Source organism: Pseudomonas sp. NPDC090208 (assembly GCF_044746785.1).
Lineage (GTDB): Bacteria > Pseudomonadota > Gammaproteobacteria > Pseudomonadales > Pseudomonadaceae > Aquipseudomonas.
Genome location: NZ_JBIVCU010000034.1, coordinates 1 through 17,447 on the forward strand (window position 1 = coordinate 1; position 17,447 = coordinate 17,447).

Sequence of the window (17,447 nt, forward strand, 5' to 3'; positions counted from 1 at the left end):
GTCTCCCAACGGTCTGTACTGGCTAGAGTCAGATTCGGCTTTCCGTCCTGCCCACCCCATCAAGTCTAAGCATACAAGCCGGCTTGCTGGCGAATGTGTCGACACATTCAATATAGAGGTGTCTGACCTGACGCTTTCGCGACCAGGGCTCCCTCCCACGGGGTTTTGCGGTGGATCTGCAGAGTGTGTGGCCCTGCCATGATTCGGCAAACACCACACACCTCTGTGGGTGGGCTTATGTGCGTTGCGCCACGCGGGTCGGGTCGATTGCGGCCTGTTGATCAGGACTGATCGACAGCGGCTCGATCTTGCCGACGATAAACAGGTAACTGAACGCCCCCAGCAACGCGAACGCACCGGCAGTCATCAATGGCGCGGTGAACGAACCATTGCCCATCACCAGCATGAACCCGGTGAAAGTAGTGATGAAAATCCCCGCCGTGTTGGAGGCAAAGTTCTGGATGCCGCCAATCGACGCCACGTGAGCCGGGGTCGGTGCGACGTCGGCGGGCAGGCACCAGATGCTCGCACCGGCAAAGGCCAGACTCGCATAGGCCAGGCTGAAGAACCCCAGCATCGCATAGGTGTTTTCAGTGAACACCGACAACGAAATGCTCGACGACATCAGCATGCCGCCGACGATGCAGGTCTTGCGCGCCGCCGTCAGGCTCCAGCCGCGCCGGTACAGCGCGTCGGAGGTCAGCCCGCCGATCCAGCCGCCGACAATGGAGGCAATCGCCGGCAAAGTGCCCAGCGTGCCGAGGGATTTCAGCGAGAAGCCGCGCTCGGTGACCAGATAGGTCGGGAACCAGGTGATGAAGAAATAGATCACGAAGTTCAGGCAGAAGAAGCCCAGCATCATCCCCCACAGGGTGCGATGGCGGAACAGCGACGCCCATTTGACCTTGGGCCGGGCCAGTGCCGCAGCCACCTTGCCAGCCTCATGTTGCTCGATGGCGGCAACGGCTTTCGGCTCCTTGTAGACCAGAAACCAGCCGACCACCCAGATAAAACCTACGGCGCCGGTGATGACGAATGAGGCGCGCCAGCCCCACAGCTCGATGATCAGCGCCACGACCGGGATCGACAGCGCCGAGCCCACCCGCGAGCCGCTGTCGAAGATGCTGGTGGCAAAACCGCGCTCCTTCACGTCGAACCACTGGCTGACGATCTTGGCGCAGGACGGATAGGCCCCCGCCTCCCCCACGCCCAACAATAGGCGGCAGCCAAACATCGCCGCCAGACTGCTGGCCGCTGCGGTCGCCGCAGTGAACAACGACCACCAGGCCACGGCGAGCGGCAGCGCGATCCTGGCGCCGACCTTGTCGACGAACCAGCCGAACGGCATTTGCATCAATGCGTAGGTCCAGAAAAAGCCGCTGAGCAGCAGGCCCATCTGGCCGGAGCCCAGGCCGAGTTCTTTCTGGATATAGGGAGCGGCCACCGCGAGGTTGGCCCTGTCGATGTAGTTGATGGCAACGGCCAGAAAGCAGAGAAAAATGACCAACCAACGACCTTTCTGCATAGCGAGTCCTCCTGTTTTATTTTTATGAGTAAGACGTCGTGCGCGCTTCGGTCAGCGCTCAGGCCCTTTGTCTGTTGGGGCTTCAGGGCGGATACAGCCCGCTGAAGCCCCGACAATTGGCCTGACCAAAAATCCGAATGCAGCCGATACTAGACCCGAAACCATCAGAACGAAAACCAAAAAAGCGCTTTTTTTGCCTTTTTCTTTCCGGACACTCAGGATTTTCACAATTTGGCCTGACCAATCTATACTCGCCCGGGCCTGCTTTCTGCGGCGCTTGAACACGCTTCGATAACAACAAGGACTCAGCGATGAAGATGACTTTCCGTTGGTACGGCGACAGCGATCCCGTGACCCTGCAGTACATCCGCCAGATCCCCGGCATGACCGGCATCGTCTCGGCGATCTACGACATTCCGGTCGGCGAGGTCTGGCCGCTGGAGAAGATCGCCGCACTCAAGGCTCGGGTGAACGAACACGGGCTGGACCTGGAAGTCATCGAAAGCGTGCCGGTGCATGAAGACATCAAGCGCGGCCTGCCCAGCCGTGACCGCCTGATCGACAACTACGCCCAGACCCTGCGCAACCTCGCCGCCTGCGGGATCAAGGTGGTCTGCTACAACTTCATGCCGGTGTTTGACTGGACCCGCTCGGTGCTGGACATGGAGCTACCGGACGGCTCCACCACTCTCGCCTTCGATGTCGCGGTGATCGAAGCCGCCAACCTCGACGACGGCATCAGCCTGCCGGGCTGGGACATCAGTTACGAACCGCAGACCCTGCGCGCGCTGATCGAGGAATACGCTCAGGTCGACGAGGACACCCTGCGCGAGCGGCTGGCGTATTTCCTTGAGCGGATCATTCCAGTGGCCCGCGATGCCGGAATCAAGATGGCGCTGCACCCGGACGACCCACCGCGTCCGATGTTCGGCATGCCACGTGTGGTGAAAAACCGCGCGGACCTGGCGCAGATCATGGCCATGGTCGACGACCCGGCCAACGGTCTGACACTGTGCTCCGGCTCATTGGGCGCGGATCTGGGTAACGACATTCCGTCGCTGGTCCGCGAATTTGGCGGCCAGGGGCGCATTCATTTCGCCCACCTGCGCAATGTGAAGGTCAATGCAGCGGGTGATTTTTACGAGACGGCGCACCGTTCCGAAGACGGCTCGCTGGACATGGCCGAGATCGTCCGGGCCTATGTCGAGACCGGCTTCAGCGGTTATTACCGACCCGACCACGGGCGCATGATCTGGGGCGAGACCGGCAAGCCGGGCTACGGCCTGTACGACCGGGCGCTGGGGGCGGTGTATCTGAACGGCTTGTGGGAAGGCGTTCGCAAGGGCATGACGCAAGCGGGTTGATACTTGCGCTGGCGGAGGTGTGGTGCTCAGCCCACCTCTGTCAGGCGACATCAGACCTGTGGGAGGGAGCCCTGCTCGCGAAATCGGTGCATCAGGCAATACGGCAATGACTGAACCGACGCCTTCGCGAGCAGAGCTCCCTCCCACAGGCTGTTTTATCTGAGGTCCCGTGTCGCAGCCGCAAGCTTCGGCTGCAACAACCCCGCCGGTGCCATCTGGATCACGGGCAGAAACCGCCGCTGTTTCTTCTGCTCATGGTTCTGCGCGATGTCGGCGATGCGGTGCTGCAGGAACGGGTTGAGAAAACGGTCGCGCACCGTCGCCAGATAATCCCGTGCCTGGGCCAGTTGCCCTCTGGCGGCAAACACCGGCAGGACTTCCTGCTCCCACAGCTCCTCCAGACTCTGCCGCAGAACCGGGTCGTTCATGGCCTGGAACACCGTTTCGTCCGGAGCTCGCCCATCCGCCAGCCAACGCTCGGCCAGCCAGCTGTGCCCCAGATTGAGCATGAACAGCTTGAAGTGTTCGTACTGCTGCAAATCATCGGTGACCACGATGCACGGGTGGGTACACGGCAAGATCAACCCGTCCTGACGCTCGATGGCCCAGATCGCGTAGGGCTCGGCCACCGCCCCCACCGGCTCGATGGGTTGCGAAACGATGCGATCGACCAGCGAATTGGCCCACCGGCAGTGATCACTCAAGTACCCGACAAACGCCGAATCCAGCTGCCAGTCCGCCGCCAGCCCGATCAGCAGGTCACGCAGCACGTCACCGTTGCGCGACACCAGCTCGCAGGGAAACAGCGACAGCGGCGCCGCAGGATTCTTCCGCCAGCGGTCGTGTAGCAACACCAGCAACTTGGCGGGAAAGCTGACTGGCGCTGCGGCGTTATCGGCCAGCGACGCCGCCGTGTCATGGCCGTCGAGCACGTAGCCTTTGTCGCCGGTATTGGAAATCACCACCTGCACGTCCTGCGCCATGGCCTGACGAATGCGCGCCCAGTCATGGCTGGCCTGCCAGGCGTTGCTGATCGCGGTGGACCAGTGCTCTTCGTCTATGGTGCGGCCATCTTCCATGCCCTGAACCCGCACCGGATACCCCGCGCCACTGGCCAGCGCCTGAACACGCCGGGCGCTGTCGGCGCTGGCCGTGGTTTGCACCACCGTCACCTGCCCCAGCGCTTCGCCTCGGGCCAGGGCCTGGGAAATGAACAGATCGGCATGGGCCTGCAAAAAGCGGCTGGTGCCGAATTGCAGGATGGGGGTGGCGGTTGGGTGGGTCATGGGGCTCACTCTCTCGAATACATAAGACTGGTGGCGTTTTTTGAAGGCGCAATCGCCGGGCATGCGCACTGCGACCCTGTAGGAGCCGGCTTGCTGGCGAACGGCGGCGAATCAGCCAATGCGGGGGTGACTGACACGATGCATTCGCCAGCAAGCCGGCTCCTACAAGGTATTCGCAGGCATGACCGGCGTCGGGTTCAACACTCGACAATCGCCTTGACCACGCCCTGCGCCGGGTCGAGCAGACTCGGGAAGCGTTCGCTGACTTCGCTCAGGGTCATGCGATGGGTGTTGAGCGCCGCATCCGGAATCAAACCGTCGCGCAGGCATTGCTCGACGTAGCGGAAGTCCTCGACCGTGGCATTGCGGCTGCCCATCAGCGTCGCTTCGCGCTTGTGGAACTCAGGATCGGAGAAGCTGATGGTGTCGCGCACGATGGACACCAGCACGTACTTGCCGCCATGGGCGATGAACTCGAAACCGCGTTCCATGGCCCGGGCGTTGCCGGTGGCGTCGAACACCACGTCGAAGAATTCGCCATGAGTCAGCTGTTCCAGTTGCTGCTTGTCGCTGTCGCCAATCAACACCGCCGCGTCCACCTGCAAGTGCTCGCGGCAGAATCCCAAGCGGTCCTCACGGGTGTCCAGCACGGTGACGTTGGCGCCACGCAGTCGCGAGAAGATCGCCACCGCCATGCCGATCGGCCCGGTGCCAACCACCAGCGCACGCTGCCCCGGCTGGATGTCGGAACGGCGCACGGCATGGGCGCCGATGGAGAGAAATTCGATCATCGCCGCCTGATCCAGGGTCACGCCGTCGGCTTTCAGCACGAAGGCATGGGGCAGGCTCAGGTATTCGGTGAAGGCGCCGTCGCGATGCACGCCCAGCACCTGAATGCGCACGCAACAGTTGGTCTTACCCTGACGGCAGGCGATGCAGTCGCCGCAGGACAGATACGGCATCACATACACCACGTCGCCCGGCGCAAGGCCGCTGCCCGCCTCGCTCTGTTCGACGATGCCGGAGAATTCGTGGCCCATGACCCGCGGGTATTCGAGAAACGGCTGGTTGCCGTTGAAGATATGCAGATCGGTGCCGCAGACGCCGACGCGCTTGATCCGCACCAGCGTCTCGCCAGGGGCGCGTTCAGGTTTCTGGCGTTGTTCGGCGAGCAGGGAACCGGGCTTTTCGCAGACCACTGTGAGCATGTCGTGTCTCCGGGCCCGGCAGGTGGTCGGGCCGATTATTGTTATGCGGATGCTGCGCGGACAGGCCGCAATGGCCGTCCGTGCGCTGGAAAAAAGCTACACAGCGATCCTGCAATTGGCAAGACCAATTATTATTTTATGAATTTTGGCCTTACCAGATTAAAAGCACCGACCACCCCTTGTCGCGCACCGACAGGCCGCTACAAATCCCGCTCCGCCCTCGCTATGATCAAGCTCATGACTGCCTCTCTGCCGATCCGCTCACCCTGCCCGCCCGGTGCCTGCATCTGCGACCGCGAACGCCTGCTGGAAACGCCGGGCACGGACATGCGCATCCTGTGCCTGACCCGGCAGGAAGAAAAAAAGCTGCTGGAGCGTCTGGAAAACATCGCCAGCCTCGGCGATCTGGAGCACATGCAGCGGCGCATGTACGAATTGCTCGGCATCCGCCTGGAGATTGCCCCCGGCTTCAACGAAGTGCGCAGCATGCGCGGTATCGTCATCGACATCGCCGACCTGCCCGGCATGTGCCGCAAGACCCGCCAGTCGATCCCGGCGGCGATTCGCCGGGGCCTTGAGAAACGCCCGGAAATCGCCTGGAGCCTGCTCAACGCCCATGACTTGTTGCGGGATGCTTGAAGCCTGAAGCAACGCAATACCTTGTAGGACCTGACTTGCCCTGCGACCGGCTGCGAAGCAGTCGTAAAATCCGCGAACACGGTGTATCAGACAGACCGCATGCACAGGTTTTACGACGGGTTCCCCGCCGGTCGCAGGGCAAGCCAGCTCCTACAAGGGTCAGCGTTGAATTTCACAACAGCGTCGAGTTACTTCTCCCACGCCGCCCGTTCGATTTTCAGCCCATGCAAGCCGTTGTACTCCGCACGCTTCGGCGACTCCCAGCCGTTCAACAGCGACGCCTCCAGATCATAGATCTCCACCCCCAAAGGCCGACAGACGCTGAGCGGGTCCTGCGCTTCCGGTCCCCACATCGGCAGCGACAGGTCGCCGCCCGGGCAGGTCGACAACGCACAGAGCAGATCGATTTCGGCGAAGAACTCCAGGTAGTCGCCCTGCTTCGCCGGGCAGGCTTTCATGAAGTACATGTCGTCGTGGTTCAGGCCGGTGCACTGGAAGATGTTCAGCACGTCGTGTACGTCGAATTCGGTCAGGCCGTGGGGCAGTACGGCGCGGGTCAGGTTGGAGTGGCAGTGATGGTGGAAGTCTTCGCCGGTGAGCATCTTGTTCACGTACGGATCGCAACGGGTGCCAAGCAGATCGTGCAAACGGCCGCCGTGTTCGTCGATGCCATAGGCGGCCAGACTGTCATCGGTGATGGTGACCATTGGCCGCAGGAACGGCAGGTTCGACCACAGGCGGTCATGGGTGGTGACATGGGCGCCCTGCAACTGGCGGGTGCGCGCCGCCCACATGCGCTCGCGCGGGTCGTTGGCGTTCCACACGTTGAAGTCGCCGACCTGCGGCCCGACCGGCGTAGTGACACGGAATACCTGCCCGGCCTTGACCTTCCAGGCCCGCCCGGTGCGGATCGGCACTTCGAACTGCTCGACCAGCGTGCGGCCGTCCTGTTGGGTGCGGATGCGCTCATAGAACGCAGTGTCGACCTGCAAGGCCGCGCCTTTGCTGACCTGATAAGCGGCTGGGTAGTCTTTGTACATGGCAATCTCCTGGCTCAGGGTCTGGCGACACTGGAGAGCAAATCCAGTGCCTGCTGTTCGGAATCGTTGAGGTAACTGTCCATGGCGTCGCCGGCTTCGGCCCGGTGACCGTCGATCAGCAGTTGATGGATATGGCGGTCTCGCTCTAGCCACGGCGCCTGATAGCGGGCTTCGTCGGGGGCGGCGGAAAACACCAGGCGCATCTGCGCAACGATATTGGTGAAAAACTCGTCGAACGACGGACTGTGCAGCAGCCCCACCACATGTTGGTGGAAGCGCAGGCTGTGGCTGCCGAAAGCGCGCCAGTCTTCCCGCTCACAGGCCAGGTCGGCAGCATCGAGGGCATCGGCCATGCGCTGCGAGTGCTGATCGGCCAGCGGCTTGCCGCCGAGAATGGCGCGCGACTCCAGCGTACGCCTGACCATGAACAGGTCGCGCACGTCATCGACGCTCAGGCGACGGACGATCACGCCCTTGTGTCGCACATAGGTCGTCAGCCCCTCGCGACCGAGCAGGTGTAACGCCTCGCGCACGGTGTTACGCGACGCGTTGTAACCGCGCACCAGCTCGCTTTCCACCAGCGGCATGCCGGACAACAAGCGACCGTCGATGATGTCTTCGCGCAGCTCGTGAGCGACCTGATCGGCCAGGGACAGGCCGTTTTGTTTGGCGATGGACACAATGAATTCCTGAATGGCATGGATTGTTCAACAACCCGCTTGCATTCAGGACAGCACAGGGCGTGCCAGAAGTACGTGTTTTTTGTAGGAGTGAGCTTGCTCGAGATTGCTGAGGGTCTGCTTGTGGTTATGTGACTGACACAACGCCATCGCGAGCAAGCTCACTCCTACACCGATTTGTGTCAACACGCCGATCTCCGCCACAGATCCCGGGCCATGTCCTTCATCAGCAACGCCTCCTCCCAGCGGTCGCTGACGTCCCGGCCGTTACGGTCGGTGATCGCGTACGGCGGCGGGCCCAGTTCGCAGGTAAACGACAGACTCCCCGCCGTATCCGGGCGCCTGAGCCAGTCCTCGATTCCGTACTGCCACCAGCCACGAAACAGCGCCAGCCACGGCTTGTGCTGTTCAAAGCTGATCGGCACCTGCACCTGTTCGCAACTGGCGACCCGTCCGTGAAAACCCCAGCTGTGGCGCAGAATGGCTTCGATCTGCGCGTGATCGTCGGCGTCCGGCGTCTGGGGAATCTCCCGACCGACCACGTAATGCGACAGATCCGCAAGCAGCTTGAGAGCGGGCAGTTCCCGCAGCAGGTCGAGGGTGAAATGCAGGTCGTTGGTCAGCCGGTAACGGTGGGTTTCCAGCAGCACCGGAAAGTCCACCTGCTCGGCCAGGCGCATCCAGCCTTCGGCCAAAGTGACTGCTTCCTTGAGCGTACGCGGGCGCACGTCGGCCTGAAGGGTCAGGTGATGACAGCCGAATTCACTCGCGATCTCCAGTGCCGGTTGCAACTCATCGACAGTTTTCGGAAACAACTGCCCTTCGATCTGCAAACCCAGGCTGCTGGCCAACGCCGCCAGCCGCCGCGCTGCACGCGGTTCGTAATAATGATCGGTGATGCCGTCGAAACCGGCTTCGGCGATCTTCGTCAGTTGCGCTTCCAGCGGGCCGGGCAACACACCGTGCTCGTTCTGCATCGCCCACATCGATTGAAACACCACCAGCTCTCTGCCGTTATGCATGCACACCTCGCAGCAAGCTCTTGAGCGACACGCCCACATCGGCCAGTTGTTCCAGCGGCAACGCCACCGCGCTTTCAATCAACCGTTCGCACAGCTTGATGTCTTTGGCCACGCGATTGCCCAGCCCCCAGCCGCTGGCACCCAGCAAGCGCTCTTGACCATCGACATACAGCAGCAGAAAACCGCCGTCGGCGTCGTCACGGGCGATCACCCGCGCATCCGCCGCCAGCATGCCCACCGTTTGCAGGCCATAGGCGTAGTGATCGGACCAGAAGCCCGGCACCCCGGCAAACGCCTGTTGCTGACCGAGCATGTTCAGCGCCGCCAGTCGCCCCTGAGTTTCGGCATTGCGCCAGGTTTCCTGGCGCTGCCACTGCCCCTCATGCCCCGCAAACTCGCAGACATCACCGGCGGCATAGATGTCGGCTGCACTGGTCTGCAAGAAGCGGTCAACCTTGATCCCGCTGCCGGTTGCCAGGCCGGCGTCTTGCGCCAATTGCAGATTCGGCTGCATACCGATACCCACCAGCAGCACGTCGCAGGGCAAAAGCTCGCCGCTCGCCAATTGCACCGCGCTCAGTCTGCCTTCTCCGTGAAAGGCTTCGATGCGCGCGCCAAGGTGAATTACCACGCCGTTGTCGCGATGCACCCGCAGCAGCGTTTCCGACAGTCGTTCCGGCAACGCCCGTGCCGCCAGTCGCATACCGGCTTCCAGCACCGTCACCGCACAGCCACGTTCCCGCGCTGTCGCCGCCACTTCCAGGCCGATAAAGCCCCCGCCAACCACCAGCAGACGCGCACCGGGCGTCAGGCTTTGTTCCAGCGCGACCGCTTCGTCGTACGTGCGCAGATAATGCACATTGGCGAACTCGCGCCCACCCACATCCAGACGCCGCGACTGGCCGCCAGTCGCCAGCAGCAACCTGGCGTATTCCAGTTGCGTGCCGTTATCCAGGCTCAGGCGATGACGCGCGGCGTCGATGGCCGTGACGCGCACGCAGCTCAGGTGCTCGATGCCCGAAGCGATAAACGCCGCCTCGCTGAATAGACTGCACTCCTCAAGGGTCGACTCACCCTTGAGCAGCGCCTTGGACAGCGGCGGTCGCTCGTAGGGCAAGTGCCCTTCATCACCGATCAGCACGATGCGCCCACTGAATCCGGCCTCACGCAGGGTCAGCGCCGCGCGCCCGCCCGCATGGCCAGCACCGACGATCACCATCGCGTCCTGGTTCATGCCTCGCCCTGCCCTTGCGGATTGAGCAGCACCCGGCCGGCTTCGACTTTCACCGGGTAGGTTTTCAGGTTGATGCAGGCCGGCGCGTTCAGCGCCTTGCCGTTGCGGTAGTCGAAACGGCCGTTGTGTTTGGGGCACTCGATCACGAAGTCCATGACCAAGCCATCGGCCAGGTGAATGCGTTCGTGGCTGCACAGACCGTCGGTGGCGAAGTATTCGCTGTTGGCCGAGCGGTACACCGCGTAGGTCTTTTGCTGATGATCGAAACGGATCACGTCTTCTTCATCGATATCGTCGACGTGGCACACCTCTACCCACTGATTGCTCATGGCAGTGTCCTTTTTATTCTTGAATGAAGGGGTGAAGGTTTCAGCTGAACGCTGATTCCTGTGTCGCAGGTACGGTTTCAGTGGCCGCGTCGTTGGCCGGTTCGCGCACCGGTCGCTTGATATAGAAAGACGGATCCTTGCGCTGTTTGAGCAGGGTCGGAATGATTTCCCGATACGCCTCGATCAGATTTTTATAAGGCGGCGGGCAGTCGTCTTTTATTTCTTCATGAAGTTTGGCCAGCGCGTGGTACGGCACCATCGGAAACATGTGATGTTCCAGGTGATAGTTCATGTCCGAATAAAAGAAGCGGAACACCGGATTCATATAGATGGTGCGGCAGTTCTTGCGGTGATCGAGTTCGTCTTCGGCCAGGCCGACATGCTGGGTCAGGCCGAAGACATAACTCAGCCAGCCACCGTACATCGTCGGCAACAGCACATACATCAGCGGTAGCCACGAATTGAGGTACAGCGCCGAAGCAATCACCAGGCCGTGCAACACCAGCCAGATCCGCGCGGTGCGGTAGACCTTGGGCCACTCTGACTCGGGCACGAAGACTTTCTCATCGGCACTCAACTGGCCCGACGCATGCTGGAACAACGATTTGAACGTGTTGACCACGTGGGGCAGCGAAAACAGCTTGAAGGCGATCATGCTCAGGCGCGGCGGACGCGGTTCGACGATTTCCGGGTCGCGGCCGACGATGATGGTGTCGGTGTGATGGCGAGCGTGGCTCCAGCGCCAGACCTGTGGTTCATACATGACCATGAAACAGGCCAGTTGATAGACCACCTCATTCATCCAGCGGGTCTTGAACGCCGTGCCATGGCCGGCTTCGTGCCAGCGCGAATTGGCGGCGGTGCCGTACAGCAGGCCGTAAACCAGAAAGAACGGCACGCAGGCCGCCGTTCCCCAGAACACGTAGCCGCCCCAGCCCGTCAACAGCAGCCCGCCGAGCCACAGAGCGGTGTCGCGCAGGGCACGGCCATTGCTGCGCTGCATGAGTTCCTTCATGCGTTTGCGCGGCACCGGGCACTGATACCAGACGGCCGAAGCAAGGCCGGCTTCTTCGGCACGCCGGGCCTGTTCGCCGGTCAGGCTGTAATCTTTTCCGCGTCGCGGATCATGGGGAATCTGGGACATTGTTATTGTTCTCCAACGATTGAAAAGCACGCCGTTCCAACGACGCCGCTGATTCAAAAATATAGAGAGCGACCGCTCTGCAACAAGGCCTTGAAAGTATTCTCTCTCAAGCTATCATCCAGCCTTGCCTGGCCTTGATAGTTTTCTATCAAGCACGCTGAAACAGCAAAACAGCCGACTGAAAAACAATTAATCAAGGTCGCATGAACAATAAAAAACGCCCGACCATCGCCACCGTGGCGCACTACGCCAACTTGAGTGTCGCCACCGTCGACCGCGTGCTTAACGCCCGTGCGCCGGTCAATCCTGAAACCGCGGAAAAGGTTCACCAGGCTGCCGAAGCCGTCGGCTATTTCGCCGCCCGCTTGATCTCGCAACGCATCAATGAAAAGAAGCCGGCGTATCACTTCGGCTTTCTGCTGTTGGGCACTTCACAGACGTTTTATAAAACCCTGAGCGACGCCATCGTCGAACAGGCGCGGGATTCGCGCACGGCGAATATCGTTTGCCATGTCGAATTGATCCACGACCGCACGCCGCAATCGATCGCCGGGCAGATCCGCCAGTTGGCCCAACGCTGTGACTGCCTGGCGCTGGTCAGTTTCGAGCACCCGCTGATCCTGGAAGCCATCGAGCAGGTGCGCCTTGAGGGGGTGCCGGTGGTGTCGCTGCTCACCGAATTGCCGACCCACGCGCCGGGCTCCTATGTCGGCACCGACAACCACGAGGTCGGTCGCACCGCCGGCTGGCTGATCGCCCACGGCTCGCACCCGGCGGGCGGCACGGTAGCGGTGATGCTCGGCGGCCATCGTTTTCTCGGGCATGAGCAGCGCGAAGCCGGAGTACGCAGTTTCTTCGAGGAAAAGGCCCCGCAGTTTCGCGTGCTGCCGCCCATCGTGACGCTGGACAACGGCGCGATCACCGAAGAAGCCACGCTGGAGCTGCTGGCGCGCCATCCCGACCTGCGCGGCATTTATGTGGCCGGTGGCGGTGTCGAGGGGGTGATCAGCGCGCTGGCGGCGACGCCTGAACGGCCGCCGCTGTGCGTGATCCTGCAGGAGCCGACGGTGGAATCGCGCCAGGCCATGCGCAAAGGGCTGGTGACTCTGGTGATCGACTCCCAGCCACGGCTGATCGCCAAGGAATTGATCGACGTGATGGTGGAATTGCCGAAGGGCGCCGAGATCGACCCGCAACGGCACCGGGTGCTGGTGCCGTTGCAGATCGTGACGCCGGAGAATATTTAGCAGCCCTGCACGGAGACCCAATTGTGGGAGCGAATTCATTCGCGAAAAATCGTTCATCCCCTACAAATGGGTCGACGATACTGGCCAATCGCGAATGAATTCGCTCCCACAAGGTGCGGCGTCAAGCGGTCACGCCAACCGCTTCACCCGCATCGCTTCCGCCGCCTCGACAAACCGTTGCACCGGCCAGCGTTCACGCAGCGCCTGCTCCAGCAACTGCTGCCCGGTCTGTGGCGCCATGCCGTGCAGCGGCGGGTCGGTGTCGAGGTTGGTGGGAAACGAATAGCCGTCGGCGCTCATGGCGATCACCGCCTGCATGCCCATTTCATCCAACTCGCCCTGCTCCACCCGTCTCAGCAACGACGGGTACAGCGCCAGCACCATGCGTTCACGGTTGACCGTTTCCATCGGCTTGCCGAACGCCGCCGAAATCTGCAGCAGGTTGGCCATGCGGTACTGATCGGTCGTGCGGTTGGTCCCCGCCGCATGAAACAGCGCCGGGTTGAAGAACAGCAGATCGCCCTTGTTCAGCGGCAGTTGCACGGCATGTTCGGCGAAATAATCGATGAAGCGCTGATCGCGCCACGCCAGATAGCCCAAATCGTACTGCTGGGAAAACGGCAACAGCAGCGTTGGCCCGGTTTCCAGCGGCATGTCGGTGTGGGCGACCGCGCCTTGCAGCGTCAGGTTCTGCGACAACCGATGCAGCGGCAGCGGGTAACTCGCCACCACCCCATCGCTCTGAAACCCCAGGTGATAGTCGCGGTGCGGCTGCTGCGCCTGGCCGCCGGGGGTGACCACATTGACCTGCGCCGTGGCCTGGAAATACGGCCCCAGCCAGGCTTCGGCGATCAGCCCCAACAGCGGATTGGCGTAATACTCGATGAACGAATCCGGCGAGTATTCGGCGGCCTTTTGCAGCGAGTTCCAGATGCGCTGATTGGCCCCGGCCTTGGCGAAATGGTCGGCGCGCACCACTTTCGCCGCTTCGTCGGCGATGATCTGGCGGAACACTTCGCTGTGACGGTCCACCACCGCCGCATCGGTGTAGGCGCCACGCACCACCATCACGCCGGGACCGTCACGAAACAGCCGGTGCAGTTCGCTCATCAGCGGCCGTGGATCGTGCTCAATGGCCGCGCGCAAGGTGTCCGCGTGATAGATCACCACGCGATCGACCACCTCCAGAGCATGGGGATACTCGGTGACATCGGCGTGCTGTTCACACAGCGCCGCGAACGCCTTGACGTCAATGTCGGCGGCGCCGGCGAACAGGCTCACTGCCCTGCTCCACCCAGCCCGTCCAGAGTCAGCGGCGCGTCAGGGCGCGGCGTCGAACCGTCACCGCAGCCCATGATGCCCTGTTCCATGTCGATCACCGAGCCGGTGGTCATGCCCGACTGATCCGAAAGCAGATAGGCCACGCTGTTGGCCACTTCCTGCGGCTTGAGCAGGCGACCAAACGGCGCCTGCGCTTCGGCACGGGCCAGCCAGCCATCGTCGGCGCCGTGGTACTGACGCTGGATCTGGTCTTCGTGGGGGGTGTCCATCCAGCCGATGTTCAGGCCGTTGACCCGGATACGGTTGCGCAAGGTGCTGAAGGCGACGTTCTTGGTGAGGATCGCCAGGGCGCCCTTGGACGCGGCATAGGCCGAGAGAAACGACTGGCCGCCATGACCGGAGACGCTGAGGATGCTGACGATCGAGCCTTCGACCTGGGTGGCGATCATCAGCTTGATGCATTCCTGCATGAGGAAGAACGGCGCCCTGACGTTGACCGCGAAGATGCGGTCGAACAGCTCTGGTGAGGTGTCGATGATGCTGCCGCGATCGGACATGCCGGCGCAGTTGACCAGCCCATGAACCGTGCCGAAGCGTTTTTTGGCCTCCGCGACCACCCGGCGACAATCGTCGACGTTTTCCATGTCGGCCTCAACGAAGTACGCCTGGCAATCCAGTTCGGCCAGTTGCCGGGCCTGCTGCTCACCCTTGTCGCGACTGCGCCCGCAAATGATCAGGCCAGCAGCGCCGCGCTCGGCGAGGGTGCGGGCGACGGCGGCGCCGAGGCCCTGGGTGCTTCCGGTGACGACGAAATAACGGCCGGTGAACGATTGAGTCAAATCCAGACCAGACATGCCCTTCTCCTGCATTTGTTGTTTTTGGGTGCGGGTGATTCGCCGAGACAAGATAGAATTTAATTTCCATCTGTACAACGAATGGAACTGAGACTAGCATTGCGATCACCTCATAGAGGCCCGGATCAACCTCAACAAGACCTCAAAAGACTCAAAGGCCAGGTGATTCCATGCTCGACCGTGCCAGACGCTTCTCCATCAAGCAGATCGCCGCCCATGCCGGCGTCAGCAAAGCCACGGTCGACCGTGTGCTGCACGAGCGCGGCAGCGTGCATTACCAGACCAACCGGCGCATCCAGCAAGCCCTGGAAGAACTCGAAGCCCAGGAAAAGTCCGGGCCTGCGGTCGGTCGCACCTTTCACATCGACATCATCCTGCACGTGCCGAAGCGCTTCAGCGACGCGGTGCAGGAAGCGATTCACGCGCAACTCGGCAGCCTGGCGCCGTTCCGCATCTTTCCGCGCTTCCACCTGTATCAGGAAATCGACACCCAGCAGATGCACGACCTGATCCTGCGTTGCATCGGCAAGGGCAGCCAGGGCCTGATTCTCAAGGCCGCCGACGAGCCGCAGATCAACGAGGCAGTGAATCAAGTGACCGCCGCCGGCATTCCAGTGGTGACGCTGGTGTCCGACCTGCCGCAAAGCGAGCGCATCGGCTACATCGGCATGGACAACCGCACCGCCGGCCAGACCGCCGCCTACCTGATGTCGCGCTGGCTGGACAACGCCGCGCAAGACGTCGCGGTGGTGATCAGCAGCGAACTGTTTCGCGGCGAAGAAGAACGCGAAATGGGCTTTCGCACCTGGCTGCGCAGCCGCGCACCGCACCTGCGGGTGGTCGATGTCAGCGGCGGCTTCGGTGTCTACGAACCGACCTTCGAGCGCATGACCCAGGCGCTGCGCGACAACCCGTCGATCAAGGCCATCTACAGCGTCGGCGGTGGCAATCGTGCCGTGGTCGACGCCTTCGCCGCGCTGGAAAGGCCGCTGGCGGTGTTCATCGGCCACGATCTGGATCAGGAAAACCGCCAGTTGCTCGCCGAAGAGAAGATCGCCGCGATCATCGACCACAACCTGCAAGTCGACGCACGCAACGCGTTCCTGCACATCCTGCAATTTCACCGCCTGTGGAAGGCCGACCCGATCCCTGCCTCGCCGGTACAGATCGTCACGCCGTTCAACCTGGCCCATTGAGTCTTGCCGTACCCACGCACCGATCGTTCCTGACAACAACAATCCAAGGAGATCCACCCATGCTTCGCATCGCAGTTCTCGGCGCAGGCCGCATCGCCAACATCCATGCCGCCAACGTCGCGGCCAACCCGGACGTGCAACTGTCGGTGATCGCCGACCCCTGGCGCGAAGGCGTCGACAAACTGGCCGCGAAGCTGGGTTGCGCGGCGGCCTACGACTGCGCCGAAGCGATTGCCCGCGACGACGTCGACGCCATCGTCATCGGCACCCCGACCGACACCCACATCGACCTGATGCTACGCGCGGTAAAACTGGGCAAGCCGGTGCTGTGCGAAAAGCCCATCGACCTGGATTTCGCCAAGGCAGCCAAGGCCGTGGAAGACATCGAGCGGCTGAACGGCAAGGTCATGCTCGGCTTCAACCGCCGTTTCGACCCGGACACCCTGCAGATGCGCAAGGCCATTGCCGACGGCAGCATCGGCGACGTGCGTCAGGTGGTGATCACCAGCCGCGATCCGGGGCTGGCGCCGGTGGAATACCTCAAGCATTCGGGCGGGATTTTCCGCGACATGACCATCCACGACTTCGACACCGCGCGCACCCTGCTCGGCGAGGAGCCGGTGGAAGTCATGGCCATCGCCAGCCGTCTGGTGGACCCGGCGCTGGCGCAGATCGACGACTACGACAGCGTGATGGTTTTGCTGCGCACCGCCTCCGGCAAACAATGCCACATCAACTGCTGCCGCGAAGCGGTGTACGGCTACGACCAGCGCCTGGAAGTGTTCGGCTCCAAAGGCATGGTCCTCAACGACAACCACCGCGCCACCAGCGTGCGCACCTACAGCGCCAGCCAGACCGAAGTGCTGGAGCCGCTGATGAACTTCTTCCTGGAGCGCTATGCCGATTCCTACCGCAACGAGTTGAACCAATTCATCGCCGCAGTAAAAGCCAACGAACCCCTGCCAACCAACGCCCGGGACGGCCTCAAAGCCCTGCACCTGGCCAACTGCGCGCTGGAATCTATCAAGACCGGCCGCGCGGTGAAAGTGGAAATCTGATAGCCGCCCGGTGGCCCATGTGGCCGGGAAACTCTGCTCACGAAGGCGGTTTGTCAGGCAACACAGCATCGACTGAACTGACGCCTTCGCGAGCAGGGCTCCCTCCCACGGGTTTTGGGTTGTCCGATGGATTTCCATGACCTGTGGGAGCGGGCTTGCCCGCGAAGGCGGTGGGTCAGGCAACACTGTATTGATTGAACTGAAGCGTTCGCCAGCAAGCTGGCCCCCACACATCGCATCTACCGGGCGGCACGCCTCAAAACGGTGCTGTCTGCACCATTCTTCCCTTCCGACCAATCCCGCCAATTGCTGCAGGATTCTGCTTTTTTTGTTCATACCA

The 17,447-nt window shown here is 62.1% G+C and carries 16 protein-coding genes; 5 read left to right on the forward strand and 11 right to left on the reverse strand.

The genetic code is table 11. The features are described from left to right. Window positions 1–235: 235 nt before the first annotated feature. Complete coding sequence (locus tag ACIPL0_RS30580) at window positions 236–1,525, reverse strand: MFS transporter (protein WP_400602990.1); 1,290 nt, start codon at window positions 1,523–1,525, stop codon at window positions 236–238. A gap of 311 nt (window positions 1,526–1,836) precedes the next feature. Here ACIPL0_RS30580 and uxuA point away from each other — a divergent pair, with 311 nt between their 5' ends. Next, window positions 1,837–2,889 carry a mannonate dehydratase gene (uxuA, locus tag ACIPL0_RS30585; protein WP_400602991.1) on the forward strand — a complete coding sequence of 351 codons (1,053 nt, stop codon included), beginning with the start codon at window positions 1,837–1,839 and terminating at the stop codon, window positions 2,887–2,889. A 155-nt stretch (window positions 2,890–3,044) separates the two neighbouring features. On the opposite strand, the gene ACIPL0_RS30590 is transcribed toward uxuA, so the two are convergent. After that, window positions 3,045–4,175: a mannitol dehydrogenase family protein gene (locus tag ACIPL0_RS30590; RefSeq protein ID WP_400602992.1), complete on the reverse strand. Its 1,131-nt coding sequence runs from the start codon at window positions 4,173–4,175 to the stop codon at window positions 3,045–3,047. Window positions 4,176–4,372: 197 nt separating this feature from the next. Further along, entirely contained in the window at window positions 4,373–5,383 is a 1,011-nt protein-coding gene (locus ACIPL0_RS30595; RefSeq protein ID WP_400602993.1) for a zinc-binding alcohol dehydrogenase family protein, read from the reverse strand. A 237-nt stretch (window positions 5,384–5,620) separates the two neighbouring features. On the opposite strand from ACIPL0_RS30595, the gene ACIPL0_RS30600 reads away from it, so the two are divergent. After that, complete coding sequence (locus tag ACIPL0_RS30600) at window positions 5,621–6,022, forward strand: hypothetical protein (protein WP_400602994.1); 402 nt, start codon at window positions 5,621–5,623, stop codon at window positions 6,020–6,022. Between the two features lie 188 nt (window positions 6,023–6,210). Here the strand turns inward: ACIPL0_RS30600 and ACIPL0_RS30605 are convergent, their stop codons facing one another. The 6 genes from ACIPL0_RS30605 to ACIPL0_RS30630 all read right to left on the reverse strand — a co-directional run bounded on the left by ACIPL0_RS30605 (window position 6,211) and on the right by ACIPL0_RS30630 (window position 11,471). Then, window positions 6,211–7,062 carry an urea carboxylase-associated family protein gene (locus ACIPL0_RS30605; protein ID WP_400602995.1) on the reverse strand — a complete coding sequence of 284 codons (852 nt, stop codon included), beginning with the start codon at window positions 7,060–7,062 and terminating at the stop codon, window positions 6,211–6,213. Window positions 7,063–7,076: 14 nt separating this feature from the next. Further along, window positions 7,077–7,742, reverse strand: a complete 666-nt coding sequence (locus tag ACIPL0_RS30610; protein WP_400602996.1) for a GntR family transcriptional regulator — start codon at window positions 7,740–7,742, stop codon at window positions 7,077–7,079. A 182-nt stretch (window positions 7,743–7,924) separates the two neighbouring features. Then, a complete protein-coding gene (locus tag ACIPL0_RS30615) occupies window positions 7,925–8,764 on the reverse strand; it encodes a sugar phosphate isomerase/epimerase family protein (RefSeq protein WP_400602997.1) in 840 nt (279 codons plus the stop codon). Further along, on the reverse strand, window positions 8,757–9,998 hold the full coding sequence (locus ACIPL0_RS30620; protein WP_400602998.1) for an NAD(P)/FAD-dependent oxidoreductase: 1,242 nt from the start codon (window positions 9,996–9,998) through the stop codon (window positions 8,757–8,759). Before ACIPL0_RS30620 ends, ACIPL0_RS30615 begins: the two co-directional genes overlap by 8 nt. Then, on the reverse strand, window positions 9,995–10,327 hold the full coding sequence (locus ACIPL0_RS30625; protein WP_400602999.1) for a MocE family 2Fe-2S type ferredoxin: 333 nt from the start codon (window positions 10,325–10,327) through the stop codon (window positions 9,995–9,997). The genes ACIPL0_RS30620 and ACIPL0_RS30625 overlap by 4 nt, the downstream gene beginning before the upstream one ends. A 40-nt stretch (window positions 10,328–10,367) precedes the next feature. Next, entirely contained in the window at window positions 10,368–11,471 is a 1,104-nt protein-coding gene (locus ACIPL0_RS30630; protein ID WP_400603000.1) for a fatty acid desaturase family protein, read from the reverse strand. A gap of 203 nt (window positions 11,472–11,674) precedes the next feature. On the opposite strand from ACIPL0_RS30630, the gene ACIPL0_RS30635 reads away from it, so the two are divergent. Then, window positions 11,675–12,718 (forward strand): LacI family DNA-binding transcriptional regulator, encoded by a 1,044-nt coding sequence (locus tag ACIPL0_RS30635; RefSeq protein ID WP_400603001.1) that lies wholly within the window; start codon window positions 11,675–11,677, stop codon window positions 12,716–12,718. A 129-nt stretch (window positions 12,719–12,847) separates the two neighbouring features. Here ACIPL0_RS30635 and ACIPL0_RS30640 read toward each other — a convergent pair whose 3' ends face one another. Together ACIPL0_RS30640 and ACIPL0_RS30645 are read right to left on the reverse strand one after the other, a co-directional pair. Continuing rightward, complete coding sequence (locus ACIPL0_RS30640) at window positions 12,848–13,999, reverse strand: phytanoyl-CoA dioxygenase family protein (RefSeq protein ID WP_400603002.1); 1,152 nt, start codon at window positions 13,997–13,999, stop codon at window positions 12,848–12,850. Further along, complete coding sequence (locus ACIPL0_RS30645; RefSeq protein ID WP_400603003.1) at window positions 13,996–14,853, reverse strand: SDR family oxidoreductase; 858 nt, start codon at window positions 14,851–14,853, stop codon at window positions 13,996–13,998. Before ACIPL0_RS30645 ends, ACIPL0_RS30640 begins: the two co-directional genes overlap by 4 nt. Window positions 14,854–15,023: 170 nt before the next feature. Between ACIPL0_RS30645 and ACIPL0_RS30650 the strand changes: the two genes are divergently transcribed. Together ACIPL0_RS30650 and iolG are read left to right on the forward strand one after the other, a co-directional pair. After that, on the forward strand, window positions 15,024–16,049 hold the full coding sequence (locus tag ACIPL0_RS30650; protein ID WP_400603004.1) for a LacI family DNA-binding transcriptional regulator: 1,026 nt from the start codon (window positions 15,024–15,026) through the stop codon (window positions 16,047–16,049). A 59-nt stretch (window positions 16,050–16,108) separates the two neighbouring features. Beyond that, on the forward strand, window positions 16,109–17,107 hold the full coding sequence (iolG, locus tag ACIPL0_RS30655) for an inositol 2-dehydrogenase (RefSeq protein ID WP_400603005.1): 999 nt from the start codon (window positions 16,109–16,111) through the stop codon (window positions 17,105–17,107). The last annotated feature ends 340 nt before the right edge of the window (window positions 17,108–17,447 follow it).

Coding starts and splice junctions, on each gene's coding strand:
- ACIPL0_RS30580 (WP_400602990.1), bottom strand. CDS start 1,525: ATGCAGAAAGGTCGTTGGTTGGTCATTTTTCTCTGCTTTCTGGCCGTT.
- uxuA (WP_400602991.1), top strand. CDS start 1,837: ATGAAGATGACTTTCCGTTGGTACGGCGACAGCGATCCCGTGACCCTG.
- ACIPL0_RS30590 (WP_400602992.1), bottom strand. CDS start 4,175: ATGACCCACCCAACCGCCACCCCCATCCTGCAATTCGGCACCAGCCGC.
- ACIPL0_RS30595 (WP_400602993.1), bottom strand. CDS start 5,383: ATGCTCACAGTGGTCTGCGAAAAGCCCGGTTCCCTGCTCGCCGAACAA.
- ACIPL0_RS30600 (WP_400602994.1), top strand. CDS start 5,621: ATGACTGCCTCTCTGCCGATCCGCTCACCCTGCCCGCCCGGTGCCTGC.
- ACIPL0_RS30605 (WP_400602995.1), bottom strand. CDS start 7,062: ATGTACAAAGACTACCCAGCCGCTTATCAGGTCAGCAAAGGCGCGGCC.
- ACIPL0_RS30615 (WP_400602997.1), bottom strand. CDS start 8,764: ATGCATAACGGCAGAGAGCTGGTGGTGTTTCAATCGATGTGGGCGATG.
- ACIPL0_RS30620 (WP_400602998.1), bottom strand. CDS start 9,998: ATGAACCAGGACGCGATGGTGATCGTCGGTGCTGGCCATGCGGGCGGG.
- ACIPL0_RS30625 (WP_400602999.1), bottom strand. CDS start 10,327: ATGAGCAATCAGTGGGTAGAGGTGTGCCACGTCGACGATATCGATGAA.
- ACIPL0_RS30630 (WP_400603000.1), bottom strand. CDS start 11,471: ATGTCCCAGATTCCCCATGATCCGCGACGCGGAAAAGATTACAGCCTG.
- ACIPL0_RS30635 (WP_400603001.1), top strand. CDS start 11,675: ATGAACAATAAAAAACGCCCGACCATCGCCACCGTGGCGCACTACGCC.
- ACIPL0_RS30645 (WP_400603003.1), bottom strand. CDS start 14,853: ATGTCTGGTCTGGATTTGACTCAATCGTTCACCGGCCGTTATTTCGTC.
- ACIPL0_RS30650 (WP_400603004.1), top strand. CDS start 15,024: ATGCTCGACCGTGCCAGACGCTTCTCCATCAAGCAGATCGCCGCCCAT.
- iolG (WP_400603005.1), top strand. CDS start 16,109: ATGCTTCGCATCGCAGTTCTCGGCGCAGGCCGCATCGCCAACATCCAT.